The sequence below is a fragment of the Streptomyces sp. NPDC001135 genome (genome assembly GCF_053598395.1).
This window is the reverse complement of record NZ_JBSFKD010000006.1, coordinates 17,741-39,204: the sequence shown is the minus strand read 5'-3', so window position 1 is coordinate 39,204 and position 21,464 is coordinate 17,741. Positions and strand designations below refer to the sequence as shown.

Annotated in this window: 21 protein-coding genes; 12 read left to right on the top strand and 9 right to left on the bottom strand. The window is 72.2% G+C overall.

Translation table 11 applies throughout. The features are described 5' to 3' along the window. The first annotated feature begins 211 nt into the window (after positions 1–211). A complete protein-coding gene (locus tag ACWC94_RS10105) occupies positions 212–1,432 on the top strand; it encodes a serpin family protein (protein ID WP_450796047.1) in 1,221 nt (406 codons plus the stop codon). On the opposite strand, the gene ACWC94_RS10100 is transcribed toward ACWC94_RS10105, so the two are convergent. After that, on the bottom strand, positions 1,398–1,835 hold the full coding sequence (locus ACWC94_RS10100) for a MarR family winged helix-turn-helix transcriptional regulator (RefSeq protein ID WP_450796045.1): 438 nt from the start codon (positions 1,833–1,835) through the stop codon (positions 1,398–1,400). The two genes, ACWC94_RS10105 and ACWC94_RS10100, sit on opposite strands and share 35 nt — an antisense overlap. A 117-nt stretch (positions 1,836–1,952) precedes the next feature. Here ACWC94_RS10100 and ACWC94_RS10095 point away from each other — a divergent pair, with 117 nt between their 5' ends. Together ACWC94_RS10095 and ACWC94_RS10090 are read left to right on the top strand one after the other, a co-directional pair. Further along, on the top strand, positions 1,953–2,936 hold the full coding sequence (locus ACWC94_RS10095) for an SMP-30/gluconolactonase/LRE family protein (protein WP_450796043.1): 984 nt from the start codon (positions 1,953–1,955) through the stop codon (positions 2,934–2,936). Positions 2,937–2,976: 40 nt separating this feature from the next. Further along, positions 2,977–3,558 carry a Uma2 family endonuclease gene (locus tag ACWC94_RS10090; RefSeq protein WP_450796041.1) on the top strand — a complete coding sequence of 194 codons (582 nt, stop codon included), beginning with the start codon at positions 2,977–2,979 and terminating at the stop codon, positions 3,556–3,558. A 77-nt stretch (positions 3,559–3,635) separates the two neighbouring features. Here ACWC94_RS10090 and ACWC94_RS10085 read toward each other — a convergent pair whose 3' ends face one another. The 8 genes from ACWC94_RS10085 to ACWC94_RS10050 form a co-directional block, all read right to left on the bottom strand. Then, complete coding sequence (locus ACWC94_RS10085; RefSeq protein ID WP_450796039.1) at positions 3,636–5,093, bottom strand: glycosyltransferase family 39 protein; 1,458 nt, start codon at positions 5,091–5,093, stop codon at positions 3,636–3,638. 12 nt (positions 5,094–5,105) lie between these two features. Next, positions 5,106–5,726: a hypothetical protein gene (locus ACWC94_RS10080; protein ID WP_450796037.1), complete on the bottom strand. Its 621-nt coding sequence runs from the start codon at positions 5,724–5,726 to the stop codon at positions 5,106–5,108. After that, on the bottom strand, positions 5,726–6,937 hold the full coding sequence (locus ACWC94_RS10075; RefSeq protein WP_450796239.1) for a DUF7224 domain-containing protein: 1,212 nt from the start codon (positions 6,935–6,937) through the stop codon (positions 5,726–5,728). The genes ACWC94_RS10080 and ACWC94_RS10075 overlap by 1 nt, the downstream gene beginning before the upstream one ends. Positions 6,938–7,008: 71 nt before the next feature. Then, a complete protein-coding gene (locus tag ACWC94_RS10070; RefSeq protein WP_450796035.1) occupies positions 7,009–7,785 on the bottom strand; it encodes an ATP-binding cassette domain-containing protein in 777 nt (258 codons plus the stop codon). Positions 7,786–7,850: 65 nt separating this feature from the next. Then, positions 7,851–8,189: a hypothetical protein gene (locus tag ACWC94_RS10065; protein WP_450796033.1), complete on the bottom strand. Its 339-nt coding sequence runs from the start codon at positions 8,187–8,189 to the stop codon at positions 7,851–7,853. Positions 8,190–8,396: 207 nt separating this feature from the next. Next, positions 8,397–8,864, bottom strand: a complete 468-nt coding sequence (locus ACWC94_RS10060; protein WP_450796032.1) for a nuclear transport factor 2 family protein — start codon at positions 8,862–8,864, stop codon at positions 8,397–8,399. 16 nt (positions 8,865–8,880) lie between these two features. Continuing rightward, positions 8,881–9,834, bottom strand: a complete 954-nt coding sequence (locus ACWC94_RS10055) for an NAD-dependent epimerase/dehydratase family protein (RefSeq protein ID WP_450796031.1) — start codon at positions 9,832–9,834, stop codon at positions 8,881–8,883. Continuing rightward, positions 9,831–12,695, bottom strand: coding sequence for an alpha/beta fold hydrolase (locus tag ACWC94_RS10050; RefSeq protein WP_450796030.1), 2,865 nt, complete (start codon positions 12,693–12,695; stop codon positions 9,831–9,833). Before ACWC94_RS10050 ends, ACWC94_RS10055 begins: the two co-directional genes overlap by 4 nt. Before the next feature lie 631 nt (positions 12,696–13,326). On the opposite strand from ACWC94_RS10050, the gene ACWC94_RS10045 reads away from it, so the two are divergent. The 9 genes from ACWC94_RS10045 (at position 13,327) to ACWC94_RS10005 (ending at position 21,463) form a co-directional block, all read left to right on the top strand. Next, positions 13,327–14,115: a DNA-binding response regulator gene (locus ACWC94_RS10045; RefSeq protein ID WP_450796028.1), complete on the top strand. Its 789-nt coding sequence runs from the start codon at positions 13,327–13,329 to the stop codon at positions 14,113–14,115. Positions 14,116–14,225: 110 nt separating this feature from the next. Next, entirely contained in the window at positions 14,226–15,017 is a 792-nt protein-coding gene (locus ACWC94_RS10040) for a LuxR family transcriptional regulator (RefSeq protein ID WP_450796027.1), read from the top strand. A gap of 227 nt (positions 15,018–15,244) precedes the next feature. After that, complete coding sequence (locus ACWC94_RS10035; protein WP_450796026.1) at positions 15,245–16,168, top strand: ACP S-malonyltransferase; 924 nt, start codon at positions 15,245–15,247, stop codon at positions 16,166–16,168. Between the two features lie 32 nt (positions 16,169–16,200). Further along, entirely contained in the window at positions 16,201–16,953 is a 753-nt protein-coding gene (locus ACWC94_RS10030; protein WP_450796025.1) for a thioesterase II family protein, read from the top strand. Then, positions 16,947–17,720, top strand: coding sequence for an IclR family transcriptional regulator (locus ACWC94_RS10025; protein ID WP_450796024.1), 774 nt, complete (start codon positions 16,947–16,949; stop codon positions 17,718–17,720). The genes ACWC94_RS10030 and ACWC94_RS10025 overlap by 7 nt, the downstream gene beginning before the upstream one ends. A 132-nt stretch (positions 17,721–17,852) precedes the next feature. After that, entirely contained in the window at positions 17,853–18,107 is a 255-nt protein-coding gene (locus ACWC94_RS10020) for an acyl carrier protein (RefSeq protein ID WP_069777941.1), read from the top strand. Positions 18,108–18,138: 31 nt separating this feature from the next. After that, complete coding sequence (locus ACWC94_RS10015; RefSeq protein ID WP_450796023.1) at positions 18,139–19,437, top strand: beta-ketoacyl-[acyl-carrier-protein] synthase family protein; 1,299 nt, start codon at positions 18,139–18,141, stop codon at positions 19,435–19,437. Beyond that, entirely contained in the window at positions 19,434–20,585 is a 1,152-nt protein-coding gene (locus tag ACWC94_RS10010) for a beta-ketoacyl-[acyl-carrier-protein] synthase family protein (protein WP_450796022.1), read from the top strand. The genes ACWC94_RS10015 and ACWC94_RS10010 overlap by 4 nt, the downstream gene beginning before the upstream one ends. Next, positions 20,582–21,463, top strand: a complete 882-nt coding sequence (locus tag ACWC94_RS10005; protein ID WP_450796021.1) for a beta-ketoacyl synthase N-terminal-like domain-containing protein — start codon at positions 20,582–20,584, stop codon at positions 21,461–21,463. The genes ACWC94_RS10010 and ACWC94_RS10005 overlap by 4 nt, the downstream gene beginning before the upstream one ends. Position 21,464: the final 1 nt, after the last annotated feature.

The following is a 21,464-nucleotide window of genomic DNA, read 5'->3' as shown; positions in this document are numbered from 1 at the left end:
GCTGCGCTCACACCTGTGGGGGCCGGGGGGCGGGGGTACGGACACCGGTACCGTGCTCCTGGGGCGGGCGGGCGCAGTGAGACGGGGGCGGAACGAGGGGGCGACCCTGACCCCTGCTCGCCTTCCTGGTGACGGATCCACCGCCGTTCCCCGAGGACACATACGCGACAACCGGACGAGGAGCGGGCGGGGCCTCGTGGGAGGACGACCAGTGAGCAAGGTGACCGCCGAGACGGTCCGTCGGGTGAACGGGCTGACGGCCCGCTGGGCGCAGGCCCTGTCCGAGGGCACGGTCTTCTCCGCGCCCAACGTCTGGCCCCTGCTCGCCTTCCTGGCCGACGGGGCGACGGGCCCGGCGCGCACGGAGCTCGGCGGCGCCCTCGGCCTGCCGGCGGATCAGGCGGCGGACGCGGCACGGGAGTTGCTGGGGGCCCTGGAGGCGGTGTCCGGTCTGGACGCGGCGCTCGGCCTGTGGGCGCACCACGCGCTCGCCCCGCGCGAGGAGTGGCGGGCGGGGCTGCCGGCCGGGACGTACGGGGTGTTCGGGGACGACCTCGTCACCGCGCAGGAGCGGCTGGACGCCTGGGCGGCCGAACGGACCGGCGGGCTGGTCGAGCGCATGCCGGTGACGCTGACCCGGGACGCGCGGCTGGTGCTGGCCGGCGCGCTCGCGCTGCGCACGACCTGGCGGCAGCCCTTCACGGAGCTGCCGCTCAGGCCGGACGCCGGCCCCTGGCAGGGGCGTACGCTGCGCGGGCTGCACCGGCGGAGCGTACGGCCGGACCGGGTGGGCGTGACGGGCACGCCGGACGGCTTCGTCACCGCGCTGACGGTGCCCGGCGACAACGGCGTCGACGTCCATCTGCTGCTCGGCGAGGAACGCATGACCCCGGGTCAGGTGCTCGCGGCCGGCGTGGGGATCGTGGAGCGGGCGCTGCCGCTCACCGGAGGCGGCTCGCTGTCGCACGGGCACGTGGGGCCGGGCCTGTACGTGGAGCAGCAGCCGGCCGTCGAGCCGGGCCCGCCGGTGCTGGACGTGCGGACGGTGGTGTACGAGGTGCGCGCCGACCACGACCTGCTCGCCCTGTCGGACCTGTTCGGCCTGACGTCGGCGGCGGACACCCGGTTCGGTCACTTCCCGGGGGTGAGCGCCTCCCCGCTGGCCGTCGGGGAGGCCCGCCAGTCGGCCGTGGCCCAGTTCGGCGCGCTCGGCTTCCGGGCGGCGGCGGCCACGGCGGTAGCGGAGGTGTACGGCGGCGCGCCGCCGCGGTACCGCTACGAGTCCACGGTCGTCCGGGCCGTCTACGACCGCCCGTTCGGCTTCCTCGCCGTCGACCGCGACTCCCGGCTGGTGCTGGCGGCGGGCTGGGTGACGGATCCGGCGCCGGAGCCCGTCGTCAGCTTCCCGGGCGCTGTTCCTCCAGCACTCTGACGCAGCGTGCGAGCAGCCCCGTCAGGGTGTCCCGCTCCGCGTCGGTGAACTCCGCGGCGAGGGCCCGCTCGACGCGCACGGCACGGGTGTCGGCGTCGGCGAGTACGGCACGGCCCTCGTCCGTGAGCCGGGTCTCCAGGACGTTCCTGTGCCACTCGTGCGGGCTGCGGGTGATCAGATCGCGGTCCTGGAGGTTCTTCAGGACCGTGTTCATGGTCGGTGGGGTGACCCCGCACAGCCGGGCCAGGGCCGCCGCGGAGATGCCGGGGTTGGCGGAGAGGTGGAGCAGCGCGGCGTACTGGGCGACGGTCAGGCCCGCGGGCTTCAGGACCGCCGTCTTGGTCGCGTTGAGGGCCTGCTCGGCCCGCTTGAGATGGGAGCCGAGGCGCTCGGACGCGGGCATGGAGGTCACCCGGCCACATTAATGCCTGGGCGAGGATTAATACGCTGGCAAAGATTAGAACTCTAATATAGATTCATAGTCGTCTTTGAGTGAGCAGCCGAACCGAGAGGCACCGCCGTGTCCCGTTCGATCCACCGCCGTACCTTCCTGACCGGCGCCGCCGCGGCGGCCGTGGCCGTCGCCGCGCCCACCGCGAGCGCGGCCACCGGCCCGCGCGTCTCCACCGCCTTCACCCTCCCCGACGACCGCGCCTACCCCGAGGGCATCGCCCTCGACCCGCGCACGGGCGACGCGTACGTCGGCTCCTTCACGACCGGCGCGATCTACCGCGCCGCCGCCGGCAGCGGCACCGCCGAGGTCTTCCTGCCGGCGGGCACCGACGGCCGGACCACCGCCAACGGCCTGAAGGCCGACCGGGCGGGCCGGCTGTGGGTCATCGACCACACCACCGGGATCGACGTCTACGACCTGGACGACCGCTCCCTGCTGGCCCGTTTCGAGGTACCGGAGGGCGACCCGCACTTCCTGAACGACCTCGTGATCACCGCGGACGGCACGGCCTACGCCACCGACAGCGTGCGTCCGGTGATCTACCGCGTCACCCCGGCCGACCTGGCCCGCGCCCGCGGCGGCCGGGCGCCGCTGACCGCGCAGTACGACCTCAGCGGCGCCGTACCCGCGCACTCGCCGGACGACTACAACCTCAACGGCATCGTCGCCGATCCCGCCGGACGCCTGCTGTTCGCCGTCGACATGACCGGCGGCGGCCTGTACCGGGTCGGCGTGGCCGACGGCTCGATACGGCAAGTGACGCTGCACGGCGGCGACTTGAAGCACGGCGACGGGCTGGAGCTGGCCCACGGCACCCTGTGGGCCGCCCACAACGCGACCAACACCCTCACCCGCTGGCACCTCTCCCCCGACGGCACCAGGGCCCGCCTGACCCGCACCCTGACCACCCCCGCCCTGCGGATCCCCACCACCCTGGCCCACGACCACCACGGCCTCCTCGTCGTCCGCTCCCAGTTCGACAAGGGCGGTCCGATGGGTCAGGGGGTGCCTCAGACGCCGTTCACGGTGGCACGGGTGACGGGGATGTGATCTCGTGGCCGGGGCCTCGCCGGGTCACTACGGTTGTGCCATGACCGCACTGCCCGACTGGATGCGCCCACCGCGCGACGAAGGCTGGTTCGCGGAGGACCTGGACCGCCTCCCCGAGGCGCCCCGCCACACCGAGCTGATCGATGGAGCTCTCGTCTTCAGGATGTCGCCGCAGAGGTGGTGGCACGGCCACCTCGTCACCATGCTCACCGTCGCCCTCATGGAGCAGGCGCCCGCCGATGTGCGGGTCGGCCGCGAGATGACCATAAGGCTCGACGAGCGCAATCGTCCGGAGCCGGACCTGCTCCTGGCGAAGGCCGACTTCGACGGCGATCGCACCTGGTTCGCCCCGGACGAGGTGCTCCTCGTGATCGAGGTCGTCTCCCCCGAGTCCGCGCACCGCGACCGCACGGTCAAGCTGCGCAAGTACGCGGAAGCCGGCATCCCGCACTACTGGTGCGTCGAGGAGGAGGACGGCGCTCCCGTCGTCCACGTCTACGAGCTGGACGAACCGACCGGCGCCTATGCGCCCGCCGGTATCTTCCGGGGCACCCTGACGCGTCCGGTGCCGTTCGAGATCAGCCTGGACCTCGACAAGCTCCTCCCGTCGCGGGACACCTGAACCAAGGCGGCGGACCGGTGAACACTCCGGTCCCCTCGCGGGTGGCGCGTGGCGCGCGTCGGTCCCACGCGCCGGGGTCACCGTCCGGCTCGTCCGCGTCGCTCGTACACCGTCACCCGCCGTCCACGGACCTGCTCGTCCGCCACCACCGTGAAGTATTTCTCCAGCACCGAGAGCTTCACGCTGTCCCGCTGTGCCGTCACCGGCTGCGCCACCCCCGTGGCGTCCGTGACCAGCAGGATCCGCCGCTCGGCCAGCATCGCCGTCCGGATCCGGGCCGGGCCGGTCTCCTCGCCCTTCAGTGTCCCGGACGCCACCGGGCTCTCCCCCAGCGCGATGTCCCGCAGACCGGTGAAGGCGTCGGGGGACACCAGCGCGGTGTCCCGCCGGGCCGCCGGTACGAACAGCGTCGCGTCCCCGGTCTCCTTCAGACGCCGCACGTCCGCCGCCACTGCCAGGACGTCGTCCACGCGGCTCGACGGGGACCGCTTGGCCAGCGACTGCGGGAGCAGCGCCACGAACGCCACGACGACCGCCACGGGGACGAGCCACCTCGACGCCCTCGGGAACCGTGGTGCGGCCGCCCGGACCGCCGAGCCCAGGGCCGCACCGATCAGAAGCGCCAGACCCAACAGGCTGAACAGCACGTACCTGTCCACGAACAGGGGCTTGACCAGGGAGATGCCGATCAGGGCGAGTTGCGGCACCGCGAGCAGGGGCAGTCCGACGGCCGCCGCCGACAGTCGCCCCGCTGCGGGCCGGTCCAGCAGGGCTCCGAGGCCGCCGATGGCCAGGAGGACCGCTGGGCCGATCAGCATGTGCCAGGTCAGCGGCGGTATCCACGCTATCTGGCCGGACTGGCCGCGGCTGAAGAGAACCAACGGCAGATCGCCCGCCACGGCGGCCACCGCGGCGGCCGTCCAGCGCACCCACACGCCCCGCCCGCGCCGGGTCCACAGGAGGGTCGCGGCGTGTGCGGGCAGGACCAGCAAGGACAGCCAGTTCAACAGCCCGCAGGCGAGGACCGCTGCGCCGTACGCCACCCAGCCGATCGCCCGGCCGCGCCCCTCCAGCAGGGTCACCAGCAGCAGGGTCGAGATCCCGGCCCCCGCCGCCACCAGCGCGTACGGGCGGCCTTCCTGGAGATAGAACTGCGCGGAGGGCAGCAGCCCGAGCGCCAGCCCCGCCCCCAGGCCCGCCCATGCCCCGGCGAGCCGGTGGCCCAGGGCGGCCACGCAGGCCGCCGCCACCGCCATCGCCAGCACGGAGGGCAGCCGCAGGGTGGTGGTGCTGGGCCCGAACCATGCGAAGAGTACGTGCATCAGCAGGTAGTACAGCCCGTGCACGGCGTCGACGTGCCCCAGCATGTGCCAGATGTCGGCCGCGGAGCGCCGGGCCACCTGCCAGGTCGCGGCCTCGTCCCGCCACACGCTGTGCTGCCGGGACAGCCCCCACAGGCCGAGGGCGACGGTCCACAGCATCGCGATCGGCCAGACGGGAAGCGCACGACGGGGAACGGATATGGCAGAGGTCATGGGGTCCAGGTCCTACGGGTGGCGGCGGACGGAACGCACGAGAGAACGCACCCGCCAGGGAGTGGCGGCCGTCGACAGGACACCGAGCGACAGGGAGAGGGCGGCGGTGCACCAGCTGACGGGGTCCGGGGCAGGGGCGGCCGTCCAGTCCCACCAGGCGCCGTCGCTCAGCCAGATGAGGGGAAGGACCGAGGCGACCGGCAGCACCCACGCCAGGTTCCAGCCGATCACCCTTGCGGAAACCCGGGCGAGACCGAACCAGATCAGCATCGAGCGAACGAAGCAGACTCCGGTGTCCGCCCCCGCGGCCAGCCCTTGGACGGCGAACGAGCAGAGGCTCGCCACGACGGTGAGGACCAGCACATGGACACCGAGCAGGCCGAAGTAGCGTGGCCCGGCGGCCCGCTCGTACGCGTCCATGCTGCTGGTGCCGGCCGCCGCCAGAAAGACACCCGACAGCAGGGGCAGATCACGCCTGAACGGGATGCCGGTGGTGACTCCGTCGTCCAGGGAGGGCAGAGGTATCTCGAAACCGCCCAGGAGGGCAGAGAGCAGCGCCACCAGGGTGACCCCGGCCAGGATCGGCCAGAGACGGTGAAGGCGCGCGAAGCGTATGAGCGCGGTGACCTGCATCAGGGGCTGCAACCACTCTTGTGGAGAACCGTGAACTGCTGGTCGATCCACTTGCGTTGTGCGGGTTCGGACATGCGGACGGCGGCGGCGGCATCGGCCTGGGCCTGCGAGACACCGCTCATGGACAGACCCGCGTCGGCGACACTCGGGTCCTCCGCCATCGCCCTGTACTCGAGCCACAGGGTGACCCGGTCCTTGGCCAGCTGCCAAGCGTCGCGCCGCGCGGCAGGCGGCCGGCACTTCGGGAACGAGGTGTAGAAGACGCTGTTCGACATGGCGATGGCCGCGGTGCGTACGTGCCCTTCGGTCACGTCGAATCCGTCGTCCCCCATCGACGTGGGCATCAGCCCGTACTCACTCATGCGGTGGGGCATCCTGATCCACGGCTGGGGGATGCGCGACACATGACCGGCCATGCTCACGAGGTCGGCGAGGTACTTGCGGTGCTCGGGCCACACGCAGATGCGGGAGGAGCCATGGGCGACCTGCCCGCACAGCGGCTGAACGGCCGTGGCGGGCCGGTCGACCCGAACCTCCCCGGCCGCCGGGAGGGCGACCAGGGCGAAGGCCGCACCGGCCGCGGGCACGACGACGGCGAGGCGCTGGACGCCGGAGGGGGACCACCGCCGAAGACGGCCGGTGGTCGCGTGCGGCCGGGGAAGCGTGACCGCGAGGACCGTCAGGGCGGCGGCGAACGCGAAGTGCACGGCGAGGGGCTGGAAACGCAGCATCTGGTCCGGCGTACCGGAGAGGACGAACAGGCCGAAGTGCTGACCGACTCCCATCATGACGACGAAGCCGCCCAGGGCGCAGACCACCGGGGTGAACGCGGGGGACGGCGACCAGCGGCCGGCCAGGTGGCCGACGGCGGCGAAGAGGATCAGCGTGTTGGCGCCCATCAGGACGTAGGAGGGCCAGAGGAAGCCGGGGCCCGCGTCGGACAACGACACCGCGGCGGCGACCAGGCAGCCGATGGCATAGGCGGTGAAGCCGAGGGTGAGCGTCGCCGCCAGCCGTGCGCCCTCGACATGCCAGCCCGGGCGCGCGGCCGCGAGCAGCGACTCCGGCATCTGCGCGCGGGACGCCCGTCCGGCCTGCCAGGCGGCGACGGCGGCCAGGACCGGTCCCAGGAAGAGGGTCACCACTTGCGCGGCCGCGCTGGCCTCGGGCCACACGCCCACCCAGTACCGGGTGCGTCCGAAGAGCACCACCAGGTCGACGGCGATGAGAACGGGCAACGCGGTGAGAACGGGAGAGCGACGCAACTCCATACGGAAAATGCTCAGCATGCTATGTCCGCTTCACCGACTCGGTTCCCCAGCTTGGTCATGTATCCGCGTTCCAGAGGGCTGTCCCCGGGGGCGGCCGGATCGGCCTCGTCGGCCATCTGTGCCGGTGTGCCGCGGTAGATCGCCTTGCCGTCCCGCAGTACGACGACGGTGTCACAGGCGGCACTGACGTCTTCGACCAGGTGGGTGCTCAGGACGACGGCGGCGCCCTGCCCCGACAGGTCGCGGATGAGGCTGCGGAACTCCAGTCGCTGCGCGGGATCGAGACCGACCGTCGGCTCGTCGAGCAGGATGAGTTTCGGCGAACCCACGATCGCGCTGGCGATGCCCGCCCTGCGCAGCATCCCCCCGGACAGGGACTTCATCCTGTGCCTGGCCCGGTCCGTGAGACCCACCGCGCTCAGGGCGCGGTCCGTGGCCCGGCCCGCCTCCTTGTCCGGGACCTCGCGCAGCCAGGCGCAGTAACGCACGAAGTCACCGACGGAAAACGCGGGATAATAACCGAAGTCCTGCGGCAGATAGCCGATGTCGCGTCGAGCGGCACGGGCTTCCTTCTCGCCGGTGATCGCGGCACCGAAAAGCTCGAGAGACCCCGACAGCGGAGGCGTCACTGCGCTGAGGGTGCGGAACAGGGTCGTCTTGCCCGCTCCGTTCGGCCCCAACAGGCCTGTGACACCGGGCGTGACGGTCAGATCGAGCCTGTCGATGACCAGCCTGTCCCCGTACCCCTGCGAAAGGGCGGTCAGCGTGGCGATAGCCCTGTCAGGCATCAAGTTCTCCAAACGCCTTGTGGGGCAGGAATGACTCCTGCCCCACAAGTTGAGACGGACGACGACTAGACAGTGACGCGCGTCTTGTTGATCTTAAAGGTGCACTCGTAGGAGCTTATCTTCCCGACGTAACCCCACTTGGCGTGGGCGAACTTCTGCTCGTCCAGCTCGTTGTCGCAGTCGTACGTCACGAGATACGAGTCCGCCGGAGCGTACGCGTGGTCGCAGTAGGCGTGACCGGAGGTGCTGTACCAGTACCCACGGCATCCGTACGTCCAGTGGCTCTCCGCGGAGGCGCTCGCCGACGGCCCGGCCATCGAGAACGCCGCCGTGGCCAGGGCCGCCACGACAGCCGCCTTCCCGATGGTCTTCGTCAGGCTCCCCTTTGCGATCCCCGTCTTCATTCTTCCCCTCAAGGTCAGGCACATCCGCCCGTCTCACTGCCGAGACGGGCACAAACATCGAGACCTTAGGGACCACCCACCCCCCGAACAAGATCGTTTTCGGCCGTACGGATACCGCCAGTTGGCTGGATCTCGCCCATACGGGTGAGCCGATCCTGGAACACCCGGGCGATATCCGTACAGATCGGCGACCGGCGCCTGCCCGATTCAGCTCTCGATCAGGCGACGGAACTCGACCGTGTCGAAGATGTCCTCCATGCGGACCGCCAGCCCGTCCCGCAGCACCCAGGAGTGGACGAACGACAGGGTCGCCGAGGTGCCGCGCACCGAGGTCACCTCGCGCACGCCGAACACCGCCACCCGGTCGCCGTCGGCCACGAACTCCCGGGGCTCCAGGCGCATCCCGCCGAGCACGGAGGGGACGCGGGCCAGGAACTCCCTGACGCCCGCGTGTCCCCGCTTGGTGCCGCCGAGCCCGTAGTCGGCCATCCCGTCCGGATGCACCCACTCGAGCTGGGGGTCGAGGGTCTGCAGCAGCGCGTCCACGTCGCGCGCCTGGAAGGCCGCGTAGGCGCGCCGGATCAGCCGCAGATTGCGCTCGGTCGCAGTCACCGTCGTCGCCGTCGTTGTCGCCGTCGTCGCTGTCGTCGCTGTCGTCATCACTGCTGTCGGCATGCCGTCGGTCCCTTGTTCAGGTGTGGAGGTGTTCGGGGTGCAGGGCGCGCAGTGTGCGCTCGATGCCGTCCCGCCAGCCGACCTGGCACGGGCCGGTCAGCCGGCGGCGCAGGGCCGGGTCGAACTGATAGGTCTCCCGGGTGACCGCGCTCGGCTCCAGCCGGGCCGGCACGCCGGTGAGGGCCTCGATGTGCCGGATGCAGTCCGTGACGCCGACCGGCTCGTCACCGCCCCAGTTCACCAGCGTCGTCGGGACGGACGCGGCCCGCCACAGATGCGGGACCTGGTCGACGAGGTCATCGGTGTACAGCAGCGAGCACCAGTTCTGGCCCTCCAGCGGTACGGCGATGGGGGCGCCGGCGAGCATCTGCCGGAAGTAGAGCATCGGCACGCCGCCGTAACTCCCGGGGCCGTAGGCGATGTTGAGCCGGGCGATGATGGTCGGCAGGCCCAGTACCCGGGCGAACGCGCGCACCGCGCCCTCGGTGGCGAGCTTGCCCATCGGATAGGCGGGCAGCCAGTCCGCGGCGCCGTCCACCGGGTCGTCCTCGGTGTACCGGTGGTCCAGGGTCTGCCGTTTGTACAGCGCGCCGGTGGAGACGTACAGGAAGGCCTCGGCGTAACGGCAGTGGTGCATCAGGCGTCCGGTGGCGACCGCGTTGATCTCGGCGGTGGCGTTGAAGTCGCCGTCCTCGCCGCGCCGCACCGCCGAGTGCAGCACATGGGTGAAGTCCTCGGGGAGGCCCTTGAGGGCGTGCGGGGACGGGTCGGCCATGTCCCAGCGGAAGGTGGTGATCCCGCGCCGGGTCAGGGCGCGTTCCACGGCCGGGTCGCCGAAGCGGCCCAGGCACCACACGTCGTTGTGCTCGGCCAGCGCCTCGGCGACCGGCCGGGCGACCTGCCCGGTGCCGCCCGTGATCAGGATCTTCGCGCCGCGCAGCGCAGACGCGGGCCCGGCGTGGGAGGTCATCGGTCGTCACCCCGCCGGATCGCGGTCTCGTCGGCCTCGGCGAGGCGCAGGTCCAGCTCCCGGCGCAGGACCGCCTGGAACGTGGCCACGTGCTGCGGGGCCAGCATGGTGTAGTGCTCGCCGGGTACCTCGAGGTAGCGGTTGGGTCCGGTGGTGAAGGCGTCCCAGCGGCGCAGTTCGTTGTCGAGCCAGTCCTGTCTGTCACCGCGCAGCGGGAGCGCGTGGAAGACGCTCATCGAGGGCACCGTGCCGCTGGGCTCGTAGGTGCGGCCGAGGTCGGTGAGGGAGTCGGCCAGCTCCGCCCAGGCGGCGAACCGGTCGGCGGTCAGGTCGAGTTCGGCGAGCCGTCCGGCCGGGGCGAGGGCGATGAGCCGGGCGACCTGCTCCTCGCGGGGGAGCGGGCGCAGCCGCTCCGGCAGCTCCAGGCTCTGCTTCTTGTCGATGAGAGCCAGGAAGAAGGCGAGGTTCGTCGCCGTCTCGGCGAAGTCCAGCTCCTCCATGCGGTACTTGATGTGCGGGGGCAGGTTGAAGCTGCCGACGAAGTCGACCCGCTCTCCGCGCTCCCGCAGCACCTTGGCGATCTCGAAGGCGACCGCGCCGCCGAAGGAGTACCCGGCGACCGCGTAGGGGCCGTGCGGCTGCCGCCGCTGGATGGCGTCGGCGTAGCAGTCCACCATCTGCTCGAACGTCGCGAACGGCTTCTCGCCCTCGTCGAAGCCGCGGGCTCGCAGGGCGTAGAACGGCCGGTCGCCCGTGAAGTACTTGGCGAGGTTGACGAAGACCAGCACCTCGCCCACGCCCGGGTGCACGCAGAACAGAGGCGTCTTGGTGCCGCCGGTCTGCATCGGCACCACCGGGTCGTACTCCCCGGCGCCCGAGGCGGTGCCCGCGTCGAGCCGGGCGGCGAGGGCGCGGACGGTCGGCGCCCGCAGGACCGTGATGACCTCCAGGCCGCGCACCCCGAGCCGCTCGGCGACCCGGGAGCGCAGCCGCAGGATGTCCAGCGAGGTACCGCCCAGGTCGAAGAAGTTGGCGGTGGCGCTGATCCGCTCCGGGGCGGTGTCGAACAGCTCGGCGTAGATCTCCGCGAGCACCCGTTCGGTGCCGTTCCGGGGGGCCGTGTGGCCGCCCAGCATGCGCAGGGTCAGCTCGTCCACGGCCCGCCGCTCGGCGTCGTACGCTCCCGTCTCCAGGCGCCGGCGCATCAGCGAGCGCTGGATCTTGCCCAGGCTGGTCTTGGGGAAGGCCTCCGGGGGCAGCGGCAGGACCAGGGCGGGCCGGAAACCCCAGTGCAGGACGACGGTGCCGCGGATGGCCGTGAGCACCCGGTGCAGGCCGGCCTCGGTGGTGACGTCGGCCTCGGGGGTGAAGGCGATCACGAGCTGCTCGGTGTCGCTGCCGGCCGGACGGACGGGGAAGGCGGCGACGTAGGAGCGGGCGACTCCGTCGAGTGGTTCGAGGACGGACTCGAGGTCGTGGCTGAAGTAGTTGACGCCATTGACGATGACGCTGTCCTTGCTGCGTCCGACCAGCGTCAGCCGTCCTTCGTCCAGCCGGCCCAGGTCGCCGCTGCGGAACCATCCGTCCGCCGTGAACGCCTCCCGGGTGGCCGCCTCGTTGTTGTAGTACCCGGAGGTGACCATCGGGCCGCGCAGCTGGAGTTCGCCCACCCGGCCCTCGGCCAGCGGGCGGTCCTCCGGGTCGGCGATACGGATCCGCAGGCCCTGGACCGGGGTGCCGAGCCCGGCGAACTCCGCGCCCCGGTCGGCGTCCGGGAACGCCTTGCGGGAGTACACGCTGCCCGCGCAGGTCTCCGTCATGCCGAAGGCGGGCCACAGTGCGTCCCGTGCCAGCCCGTAGGGGGCGAGGTGGTCGAGGAAGGCCTCGCCGGTGGCGACGACGACGGCCTCGCCGCCGCTGATGATGTGCCGCACCCCGGACAGGTCCAGCCGCTCGCCGCTCGCGCGCAGCCGGTCACCGGCCGCGTTGATCAGTCCGAGCAGGAAGTTCGGGGTGAAGGTCATCGTCACGCCGTGCCGGGAGATCAGCCGCAGGAACTCCAGCGGATCCCCGAGGACGACCGGTGCCTCCACGTGCACCTGGCGGCTGCCCGTGGACAGCGGCAGCAGATGGCACTCCAGCAGGGCGGCCACATGGTCGAAGGACACCCAGTTGAGGGTGGTGTCCCGGGCGGTGAGCCGGTGGTGGCCGTTCTTGGCGGACATGGAGGCCAGCAGGTTGGCGTGGCTGAGCACGACCGCCTTGGAGTGGCCCGTCGATCCGGAGGTCAGGACCAGCACGGCGGTGTCCTCCGGCGCCGCGTGGTGGACATCGTCCGCGGCGGTCCCCCCGGCGGTCCGCAGCTCCTCCAGGGAGACCACCGACAGTCCGGCCACGGGGGGCAGTTCGGCGGCCAGTGCCTCACCGGTGACCACGAGCGGTCCGCCGAGCAGGGTGTTCACGTGCTCCAGCTGGGCGCCCCAGCGCTCCCGGTCGCCGCGCAGCGGCGCCATGGGGCACGGGACGAAGCCGCCGAGGACCGCCGCCCAGAACACCGGCAGGAAGTCCTGCGGCCGCTCCAGGACCGGTACGACCCGGTCACCCGGCCGCAGCCCGCGGGCGCGCAGCGCGGTCAGCAGGCGGGCCGACTCGGCCAGCAGGTCCGGGTACGACTGGTGCCGGAAGGGTGCGCCGGCCGGGCCGAGACAGTAGCCGACACCCGAGTCGGGATACCGGTCCGCCGCGGTCAGCAGCAGGTCGGCGAGGGAACGCGGGGCGGGCAGTGGGGGGTTCACCGTCGTATCTCTCCCTGTCTCCGGACGACGCGGCGGACACCGCGCGGGCCGGAACGTGAAGAACATGAAGGAACGGACGTTTGGTGCCAAGGGGGTGACATATCCGCGCCGGTCTCACCGGCCGGCTGTCCTTTTCCTCGGACGTCGTGCGAAATACCGGTTCTCCGTCCGGGATTTGTGGATCATGCCGGGCGTGCTGTCCGACCTGCATTTCCCGCCACCGGTCGACAGCCCCGGCGCGGTCGTAAAGCGATGCCCGGGTGGCTTGTTGTCACCCGGTCACCGTAGGCTTGAGCACGACTCAAGCACGGTTCGAGACAGAGGGGTTGGCCGGAAGGGGACAGCGGTGCGACAACGCGTGAGGACGACGGTGGCGGACCGTGGCGCAAACGGAAGTGGAGCGTCGACTTCGGGGATACGGGTGTCAGTTTGCTGTCAGCGCCGCCGGGAGAAAACGCCGACCGCCGGAAAAGGAAGAGGCGCATCTCCGATTACGCGGACAGGCTTGATCTTGTTGACTGGCTGTGAGCAAACGAACTAGTGTCTCAGCCGAATCTCAACCTCGCCCGCCGCCAAGTAAGTTCACTATTGAACACTTTTGAATTCACATACCTTGGCGGGGGCAGACGGGCTCGCCGGACAACGGCGAGCGGTGCGTGTGAGGCACGACCACGTCTCGGGTAACCAAGGGGGAACAGTGACCGGAGCCGTCATCGACTCACCAGGGGCGCTCTTGGGGCGGGAGGCCGACCCAGGGGACCACGCGGCCCACGTCGAGCAGACACTGCTGCAGGCGCGGGCGCTCATCGCATCCACCGTGTCCCTCTACCGGCAGCACCGGCCCGGGGGATCCGACGGCACCCACACCAGCGTCGCGGTGCCGCGGGAGGCGCTCGCCCGGCTCCTCGGCGAGGCCCGCCACACGGTGTGTGTCGCGCTGACCGCGCCCGACGAGTTCAGCGCCACCGTGAAGGCCCTGCTGACCGCGGCCAGGCCCGGCCCGAACGTCCGGGTGCTGTGCGCCACCGCGGTCGTGGACTGCTCCCTGGCCCGGCTCAGCGCCGCGGGCGGCAGCCGCTTCGAAGTACGGTGCTCGGAGGGCGAACTGCGGGACGCGGTCGTGGTCGACGGCGCCCGCGCCCTGGTCCGCACCCTGCCCGGCGACGACGGCGAGGCCCAGGCCACCCTGGTGACCGACACCGCCGCCGTGCGCGCCCTGGAACTGCTCTTCGCCGGCACCTGGTCCCGCTGCCGCCGGCTCGACGACCACCTCGCCCTCGGACCGCGGCTGCACAGCGAGCTCAGCCGCAGGATCCTGGAACGGCTCCGCTCCGGCCAGACCGACGACGTCGCGGCCCGCGAACTCAACGTCTCCCTGCGCACCTACCGCCGCCACGTCGCGGAGATCATGCGGGAACTGGGCGCCAGCTCCCGCTTCCAGGCCGGTGCGCGCGCGGTCGAACTGGGGCTGATGCGGGAGAAGTAGGCCGGCTCACCGCACCGTGGACACGCGCCGCCCGGCCGCCGACGGGAAGGGCGCAGGACTCGCAGGACAGCACGCCCGGCGGGGAACGAACGGGGAACGGGGAGTACGACGTGTCCGACCGGGCCGAGGACGAACTGGAGCAGACACTCCTCCAGGTGCAGTCCCTGATCGAGTCGACGGTGGCCATCCACCGCGACCGCAGTGTCCAGGAAGAACGCATCACCGTGATCGACGGCGGCTACCACGCGGTGCTGCGCCAGGCGCGGGAACTCATCCATGGGGCGACACGGAGCATCGACATCGTGCACGCCCGGATGCCGGAGGCCACGGACGAGCCGGGCGGGGGCGAGGGAGCCGAACGGCGGCTGATCTACGACGCGGCGGACACGGTCACGGTCCGGCTGCTGACCAGCCCCGCCCGTGTCGACGAGGACTTCGTCCGCGAACAGCTCGACAAGGAAAGGCCCGTGGCCATCCGGATAGCCCGGGTGCCGCCACTGCAGGCGCTCATGGTCGACGGCACGACCGCGCTCGTCGTCGCCGAGTCCGCGGTCGGCCGCCGGGCGTCGCTCATCCGGGCGCCCGAGCTGCTGCACACCCTGGCCACCCTGTTCGAGAACGTCTGGCGCGACGCCGTGCCCGCCGGCGAGCGCATCGTCTTCGGCAACCGCGACCGCGGCGCCCTCGCCCGCCAGATCCTCGCCGCCCTGTGGGCCGGGGTCACCGACGAGGTGGCCGCCCGCGACCTGGCCGTCTCGGTGCGCACCTACCGCCGCCATGTCGCCGAGATCATGGCGCTCCTCGGCGCCAACTCCCGCTTCCAGGCCGGGGTGCGCGCCGCCGAGCTCGGCCTGCTGCCCCCGGCCGCACCGCCCGCCGACCGCCCCGGCCACCGGTCGTGACCTCGTCGCTGGCAGCTTCCTGAAACCTCTGTTGCCGCCCGGCGCGCACCGCCAGTTGTATGGGACGCGAGAAAGGGATTCACCCCTCGCGGGGCTTTCCTGAATTCCTTCCCCGGCGGCACCCGAGAATCCCCCGTTTCCGGTCCGCCGGTGTGCGGGGACCCGTGCGCTGACCATTCCCGTACGGGTCCCCGCCCTCCCGGTGCATTCACGCGGAAGGCGGGTCCATGAGTCGTATGCCTATCGCCCTGATCTTTCCGGGGCAGGGAACACAGAAAGAGGCCATGGGCGAACCCTGGCGGGAGACCCCGTCCTGGGAACTCACCCGGGACATCTCCGAGGTCACCGGAGAGGACGTCGCCGAACTTCTGCTGCACACCCCGGGCGAGCGGCTGCGCCGCACCGACCTGGCCCAGCTCGCCGTGTTCAGCCTGTCGGTGATCGCCCACGCCGAGGCGGTGCGCCGCGACGCGCTCGGCGGCCCGGTGATCGCCTGCGCGGGCCACAGCCTGGGCGAGTACGCCGCGCTCGTCGCCGCCGGCGCGCTCACCGTGCCCGCGGCGGCCACGCTGGTCGCCGCCCGGGGCCGGGCCATGCGCGAGGCCGCCGAGGCCCACGAGGGCACCATGGGCGTCCTCGTCGCCGCGCCGCTGGAGCAGGTGGCCGCCCTGACCGAGCAGGTGCGCGCGGACGGCTTCGAGATCTGGCTCGCCAATGTCAACGCCCCGGGCCAGACCGTGGTCTCCGGCGCCGCCGACGCCGTCGACCGCATCGCCGCCGAGGCGCCCTCCATCGGCGCCAAGCTGATCCGGCTCCAGGTCGGCGGCGCCTTCCACAGCCCGTACATGGCGCCCGCCGCCGACACCCTGCGCACCGCCCTGAAGAACACCGTCTTCGCCCCGGCCCACCTGCCGGTCGTGGCCAACGTGGACGCCGAGGCCCACACCGCCGACGACGACTGGACCGACCTCGGCACGCGCCAGCTCACCTCCCCTGTGCTGTGGCAGCAGAGCGTGCACACCCTCGTCGGCCCGCTCGGCTGCGCCCGCCTCGTCGAACTCGGTCCCGGCCGCACGCTGGCCGGGCTGGTCCGCCGGATCACCCCGGACACCGACGTCGTGTCGCTGGACACGCCGGGCGCCCTGGACTGACCACTTCCACGCCGCAAGGAGACCCACCCGCCATGGCACTTGGCACCGAAAGCATCTGGCTGCGCAGGCACGCCACCGCCGCACCGCCCCGGCTGCGGCTGCTGTGCCTGCCGCACGCCGGCGGCTCGGCCGGCTTCTTCCACGACTGGGGGCGCGCCTTCGGTGACGACGTGGAGGTCCTCGCCGCCCGCTACCCGGGCCGTCAGGAACGCATCGCCGAGGACCCCTGCGACACCGTCGAGGAACTCGCCGACGCCCTCGCCGACGAGCTGCGGCCCCTGCTGGACGCCCCGCTGGCCGTCTTCGGCCACAGCATGGGCGCGTCCGTCGGCTACGAACTCGCGCTGCGGCTCCAGGCCCGCCACCGGGTGACCCCGGCGCTGCTGATGGTCTCCTGCCGCAAACCCCCGCACCTGCTGACCCCGCGCACCGCCGCCCTCGCCGACGACACCGCGCTCGTCGCCGAGGTCCGGCGCCTGGGCGGCACCGACGCCGCGCTGCTCGACGACCCGGACCTGCGCGAGCTGGTGCTCCCCGCGCTCCGCGCCGACTTCGCCGCGGTCGCCCGCTACACCGCCCGACCCGGCATCCCCCTGGACTGCCCGGTGGCCGGCTACCTCGGCTCCGGTGACCCGGACATCACCGCCGACGAGATGGCCGGCTGGGCCGACGTGGCGCCGAAGGGCTTCGACCTGACCGAGCTGCCCGGCGGCCACTTCTACCTGACGGCCCAGCGCGACGCCCTCGTCGCGGACCTCCGCGCACGGCTGGCACCGCGATGGTGAGCGGCACCGCCACCCGGCCCCGGCAGACCAGCGGGATCGGTGTGCTCGACAAGGCGGCGATCCTGCTGGACATCGTCGAGGGCGGGCCGGCCACCCTCGGCGACCTGATCACCTTCAGCGGCCTGACCAAGGCGACCGTGCACCGCCTCGCCATCGCTCTGGAGCGGCTCGGACTGCTCACCCGCGACCGGCACGGCCGCTGGGTGCTCGGCCCCCGCCTCGACGCCACCGCCATCGGTGTGCACCACGACCGGCTGGCCGGCGCCGCCGGACCGATCCTCGCCGAACTGCACACCAGAACCGGTCTGGACGCCCGGCTCCACCGCCGCCGCGAGGGGCTGCAGATCTGCGTCGCCGCCTGTTCCGGACCGCCCGGCCGGACCGGGCCGGTGCCCGTCGGTGCCGTCCGGCCGGCCTCCGCCGGACCGATCGCCCAGGTCCTGCTCGCCTGGGCGGAACCCGACGAGCTGTACCAGGCGCTGACCTCCGCCCGGTTCACCGCCGCCCAGCTCACCGTCGTACGCCGCCGCGGCTGGGCCTACGGACCCGACGCCGTACCGCCCGGCAGCGTCTCCTACGCCGTACCGGTGTGCACCCCGGACGGCCGGATCGCCGCCGCGCTCGCCCTGACCGGGCCCGCCGCGCGCATGCCCGAGGCGCCCACGCGCCGCCTCGGCAACGCCATGTTCGACGCGGTGGCCGGCCTCACCGACGCCTTGCTGCGCCTGCGCGCGGACGTCCGCCCGAACGAGCCGGACTCCGCCTGAATTCCAGTACCGCACTGGCAGCTTGTTGCAGCCGCCATTGTGCGGGCACCGGCTCCGCCCGCACCATTCCCATGCCGATCAAAAATACGCCGCACATTCATTCTGCGGCTCATTCGAAAAAGGGGTAAGAGCGTGACCACTGCCACGCGCGACGAGCGTCTGGAAACCATCAAGGAAATCGTCTGCGACATTCTCGAGATCGAGGAGGACGAGGTCACCGAGACCAGCCTCTTCAAGGAGGAGCACAACGCCGACTCGCTGCGCGCCATCGAGATTCTCGCCGCATTGGAGAAGGAGTTCGGTGTCGTCATCAACCAGAGCGAACTGCCCCGCATGGTGAACCTCAAGGGCGTCTACGAGGTCGTCGCGGAGCCGGCCGGCTGGTAGTCGAACCGCGCACGCGGACTGGGAGGTTGGCATGACGACGGCAGTGAGCGGCCCCGGCCGGAGACGGCCGGAGCGGCACCGGGTGGTCCTCACCGGACTCGGGGTGGTCTCCAGCATCGGACTCGGCGCGAAGGAGTTCCTCCAGGGACTCCGTGAGGGCCGCAGCGGTGCCCGGCCCATCACGGTGTTCGACACCGAGGGCTTCACCCACGCGAACGGGTGCGAGATCACGGAATTCGACCCGCGGGACTGGATCAGCACGCTCGACGTGGAACAGCTCGGCCGGGCCGCGCAGTTCTCGGCGGCGGCTGCCCGGATGGCCCTTGAGGACTCCGGTCTCGACCTGGCCTGGCTGCGCGCCCGGCGCGGGCTGATCTCCATCGGCACCACCGACGGCGAGAGCTACGACCTCGACCAGCTGGTCGAGCGGGAACTCGCCCACGGCACAGGCACGTTCGACCCCGCGGCCGCCCGGCGGGTGCCGGCCGGGCGGCTGTCGGTGGCCATTGCCCAGGAACTGGGCCTGAGCGACGTGGAGGCGCTCACCATCCCCACCGCCTGCTCGGCGGGGAACTACGCCATCGGCTACGGCTTCGACGCCGTCAGCTCCGGCGAGGCGGACTTCGCCTTCTGCGGCGGCGCCGACGCCATGTGCCGCAAGACCTTCACCGGCTTCTACCGGCTCGGCACCATCGCCCCGGACCGCTGCCAGCCCTTCGACGTCGACCGCAAGGGCATCCTGACCGGAGAGGGCGCCGGCGTCCTGGTGCTGGAGCGGCTCGAGACCGCCCTGGAGCGCGGCGCCACCATCTACGCCGAGGTGCTCGGCTACGGCCTCAACTGCGACGCCCACCACCAGGTGGCACCCGACCAGGACAGCGTCGCCGGGCTCATGCGGCTCGCCCTGGACAACGCGGGCGTCGCCCCGCACGAGGTGGACCTCATCTCGGCCCACGGCACCGGCACCAAGGCCAACGACATCACCGAGGCGGGCGCCATCCGCCAGGTGTTCGGGGACACCCCGCCCCGCACCGTCTCCATGAAGTCCATGCTCGGCCACACCATGGGCGCGGCCAGCGCGCTCGGCGCCATCGGCTGCGCCCTGGCCATCAAGAACCGCTTCATCCCGCCCACCATCAACCACGTCACCACCGACCCCGAGTGCGACGTCGACTGCGTGCCCAACCACGCGGTGGCGGCCGACCTGCGGATCGTCCAGAACAACGGCCTGGCGTTCGGCGGCAACAACGCGGCGGTCCTCCTCGGCCGGTACGACACCGACACGGCCGGCACCGGCCACCCGACCGACGCGCTCAGGGAGGCGTCATGACGAACCGTCCCATCGTCGGCATGGGCGCGGTCGCCGCCACCGGCCATGGTGTCGACGCGCTCTTCGACGCGCTGTGCCGCGGCACCAGCGGTCGCGCCGAACTGCGCGGCTTCGACCGCAGCAGATTCCGCGCCCAGCACGCCTACGAGATCGACGACCGGCCCGTGACCGGCGAGGACATACCCGGCCGTGCGACCCGGCTGCTGCTGGACGCGGTCGGCCAGGCCGCCGCCGACGCCGGCCTCGGCGAGGACCTCAGCGGTATTCCCGTACTGGTCGGCACCGGCCTGCGGGAGCTGCGCTCGCTGGAGCTGTGGTGGCGCGACGGCTCCCCGTTCGCCGACTCGGGACTGCACTTCGGCACCGGACTGCGCGAACGCTTCAACGCCGACGTCACCCACACCTTCTCCAACGCCTGCTCCGCCTCGCTGTACGCGCTCGCGCTCGCCTCCGACCTGCTCGACCAGGACGGCGAGGGCGCCCCCGACACGGTGATCGTCGCCGGCGTCGACGTGCTGACCGAGTCCATGTACGGGCTGCTGGAGCGCGTCCACCCCGAGCCCCCGGACCGGGTGCGGCCCTTCGACCGCAACCGCACCGGTGTGCTCATGGGTGACGGCGCCGCCGCCGTCGTCCTGCGCCGCACCGACGACGGCACCCGCCGGGTCCACGGACGGCTGCGCGGTGTCGCCGTCAACTGCGACGCCTACCACGTCACCGCGCCGTCCCCGGACGGCATCGCCCAGGCCATGCGCACCGCCCACCGGATCGCCGGCGTCAAGCCGTCCGACATCGACCTGGTGATGCTGCACGGCACCGGCACCCTGCTCAACGACGAGGCGGAGGCCACCGCCCTGCGGGACGTGCTCGGCGAGGACGCCGCGGCGCCGCTGATGACCGCCGTGAAGTCCATGACCGGCCACACCTCGGGCGCCTCCGGCCTGCTCAACCTGATCGTCGGTGTCCGCGCCCTGCAGGAGGGCCGAGTGCCCCCGACGGTGGGCCTGGACGACCCGGTCGACGAGGCCGCGTCGTTCCGCTTCGTCACCGGCGAGGCCGCCACCGGCCGCGAACTGAACGTGGCCCAGCTCAACGCCTTCGGATTCGGCGGCATCAACGCCGTGGCCCTTGTGGAGGGGACCCGATGACTCTCGCGACCCCCCCGACGACCGTGGTGGTCTCCGGCGCCGCCGTACTGCTGCCCGGCGCCGACAACGTACGGGCCCTGGTCGACGGACCGGCCCCCGGCGGCACCCCCGTCGAACCGGCCGACCACGTCGGCCGCAAGGGACTGCGCTACAAGGACCGGGCCACCCAGCTCGGCTACGCCCTGACCGCCGCCGCCCTGCGGGACGCCGGACTGCTCGGCGAGGACGGCCTGACGGTGCCCGCCGAGACCACCGGCATCGTCGCCAGCTCCAACTTCGGCAACCTGGACACGGTGGCCCGGGCCCTCGACACCATCCGCGAGGAGACCGTCACCGCCACCAGCCCGATGGACCTGCCGAACGCCTCCAGCAACGTCATCGCCTCCTCGGCGGCCATCCGCTACGGGCTGCGCGGCCCCAACCTGATGGTGTGCAACGGCGAGACGTCCGGCCTGGACGCCGTGCACTGGGCGGCCACCATGATCACCGCCGGCCGGGCCGAGCGGTTCCTGGTGCTCGGCGTCGAACCCGACAACGAGGTCGTACGCCGTCTGCTGGGCGGTCGCCGCGCCGTCGACGGCGGAGCCGCCCTCGTCCTGGAGGCCCGCCCGGCCGCCGACCGGCGCTCCGCCACCGTCCGCGCCGTGCTCGGCCCCTACCGCAGGGCGGCCGACGAGGCACGGCAGCCGGCCGGCTGGGAACCGCCGGCCCACCTCGGCAGCGCCTCCGGGGCGTACGGGGTGCTGCAGGTGGCCGCCGCCGTCGGCCGGTTCGACGCGGGCCACCGCGAGCCGGTGCGGGCCGTGGCCGGCGGCGCCGGCCACGACGCCGGGGCGGGCCTGCTGCTGCTCGCGCCCGAAGCGGCCGAAGCGGCCTGAC

What these genes read in the sequence shown, in the direction of transcription:
- ACWC94_RS10070 (WP_450796035.1), bottom strand. Translation starts at nt 7,785, where the DNA reads ATGCCTGACAGGGCTATCGCCACGCTGACCGCCCTTTCGCAGGGGTAC.
- ACWC94_RS10035 (WP_450796026.1), top strand. Translation starts at nt 15,245, where the DNA reads ATGAGTCGTATGCCTATCGCCCTGATCTTTCCGGGGCAGGGAACACAG.
- ACWC94_RS10010 (WP_450796022.1), top strand. Translation starts at nt 19,434, where the DNA reads ATGACGAACCGTCCCATCGTCGGCATGGGCGCGGTCGCCGCCACCGGC.
- ACWC94_RS10025 (WP_450796024.1), top strand. Translation starts at nt 16,947, where the DNA reads ATGGTGAGCGGCACCGCCACCCGGCCCCGGCAGACCAGCGGGATCGGT.
- ACWC94_RS10030 (WP_450796025.1), top strand. Translation starts at nt 16,201, where the DNA reads ATGGCACTTGGCACCGAAAGCATCTGGCTGCGCAGGCACGCCACCGCC.
- ACWC94_RS10015 (WP_450796023.1), top strand. Translation starts at nt 18,139, where the DNA reads ATGACGACGGCAGTGAGCGGCCCCGGCCGGAGACGGCCGGAGCGGCAC.
- ACWC94_RS10060 (WP_450796032.1), bottom strand. Translation starts at nt 8,864, where the DNA reads ATGCCGACAGCAGTGATGACGACAGCGACGACAGCGACGACGGCGACA.
- ACWC94_RS10050 (WP_450796030.1), bottom strand. Translation starts at nt 12,695, where the DNA reads ATGTTCTTCACGTTCCGGCCCGCGCGGTGTCCGCCGCGTCGTCCGGAG.
- ACWC94_RS10065 (WP_450796033.1), bottom strand. Translation starts at nt 8,189, where the DNA reads ATGAAGACGGGGATCGCAAAGGGGAGCCTGACGAAGACCATCGGGAAG.
- ACWC94_RS10055 (WP_450796031.1), bottom strand. Translation starts at nt 9,834, where the DNA reads ATGACCTCCCACGCCGGGCCCGCGTCTGCGCTGCGCGGCGCGAAGATC.
- ACWC94_RS10090 (WP_450796041.1), top strand. Translation starts at nt 2,977, where the DNA reads ATGACCGCACTGCCCGACTGGATGCGCCCACCGCGCGACGAAGGCTGG.
- ACWC94_RS10100 (WP_450796045.1), bottom strand. Translation starts at nt 1,835, where the DNA reads ATGCCCGCGTCCGAGCGCCTCGGCTCCCATCTCAAGCGGGCCGAGCAG.
- ACWC94_RS10085 (WP_450796039.1), bottom strand. Translation starts at nt 5,093, where the DNA reads ATGACCTCTGCCATATCCGTTCCCCGTCGTGCGCTTCCCGTCTGGCCG.
- ACWC94_RS10080 (WP_450796037.1), bottom strand. Translation starts at nt 5,726, where the DNA reads ATGCAGGTCACCGCGCTCATACGCTTCGCGCGCCTTCACCGTCTCTGG.
- ACWC94_RS10005 (WP_450796021.1), top strand. Translation starts at nt 20,582, where the DNA reads ATGACTCTCGCGACCCCCCCGACGACCGTGGTGGTCTCCGGCGCCGCC.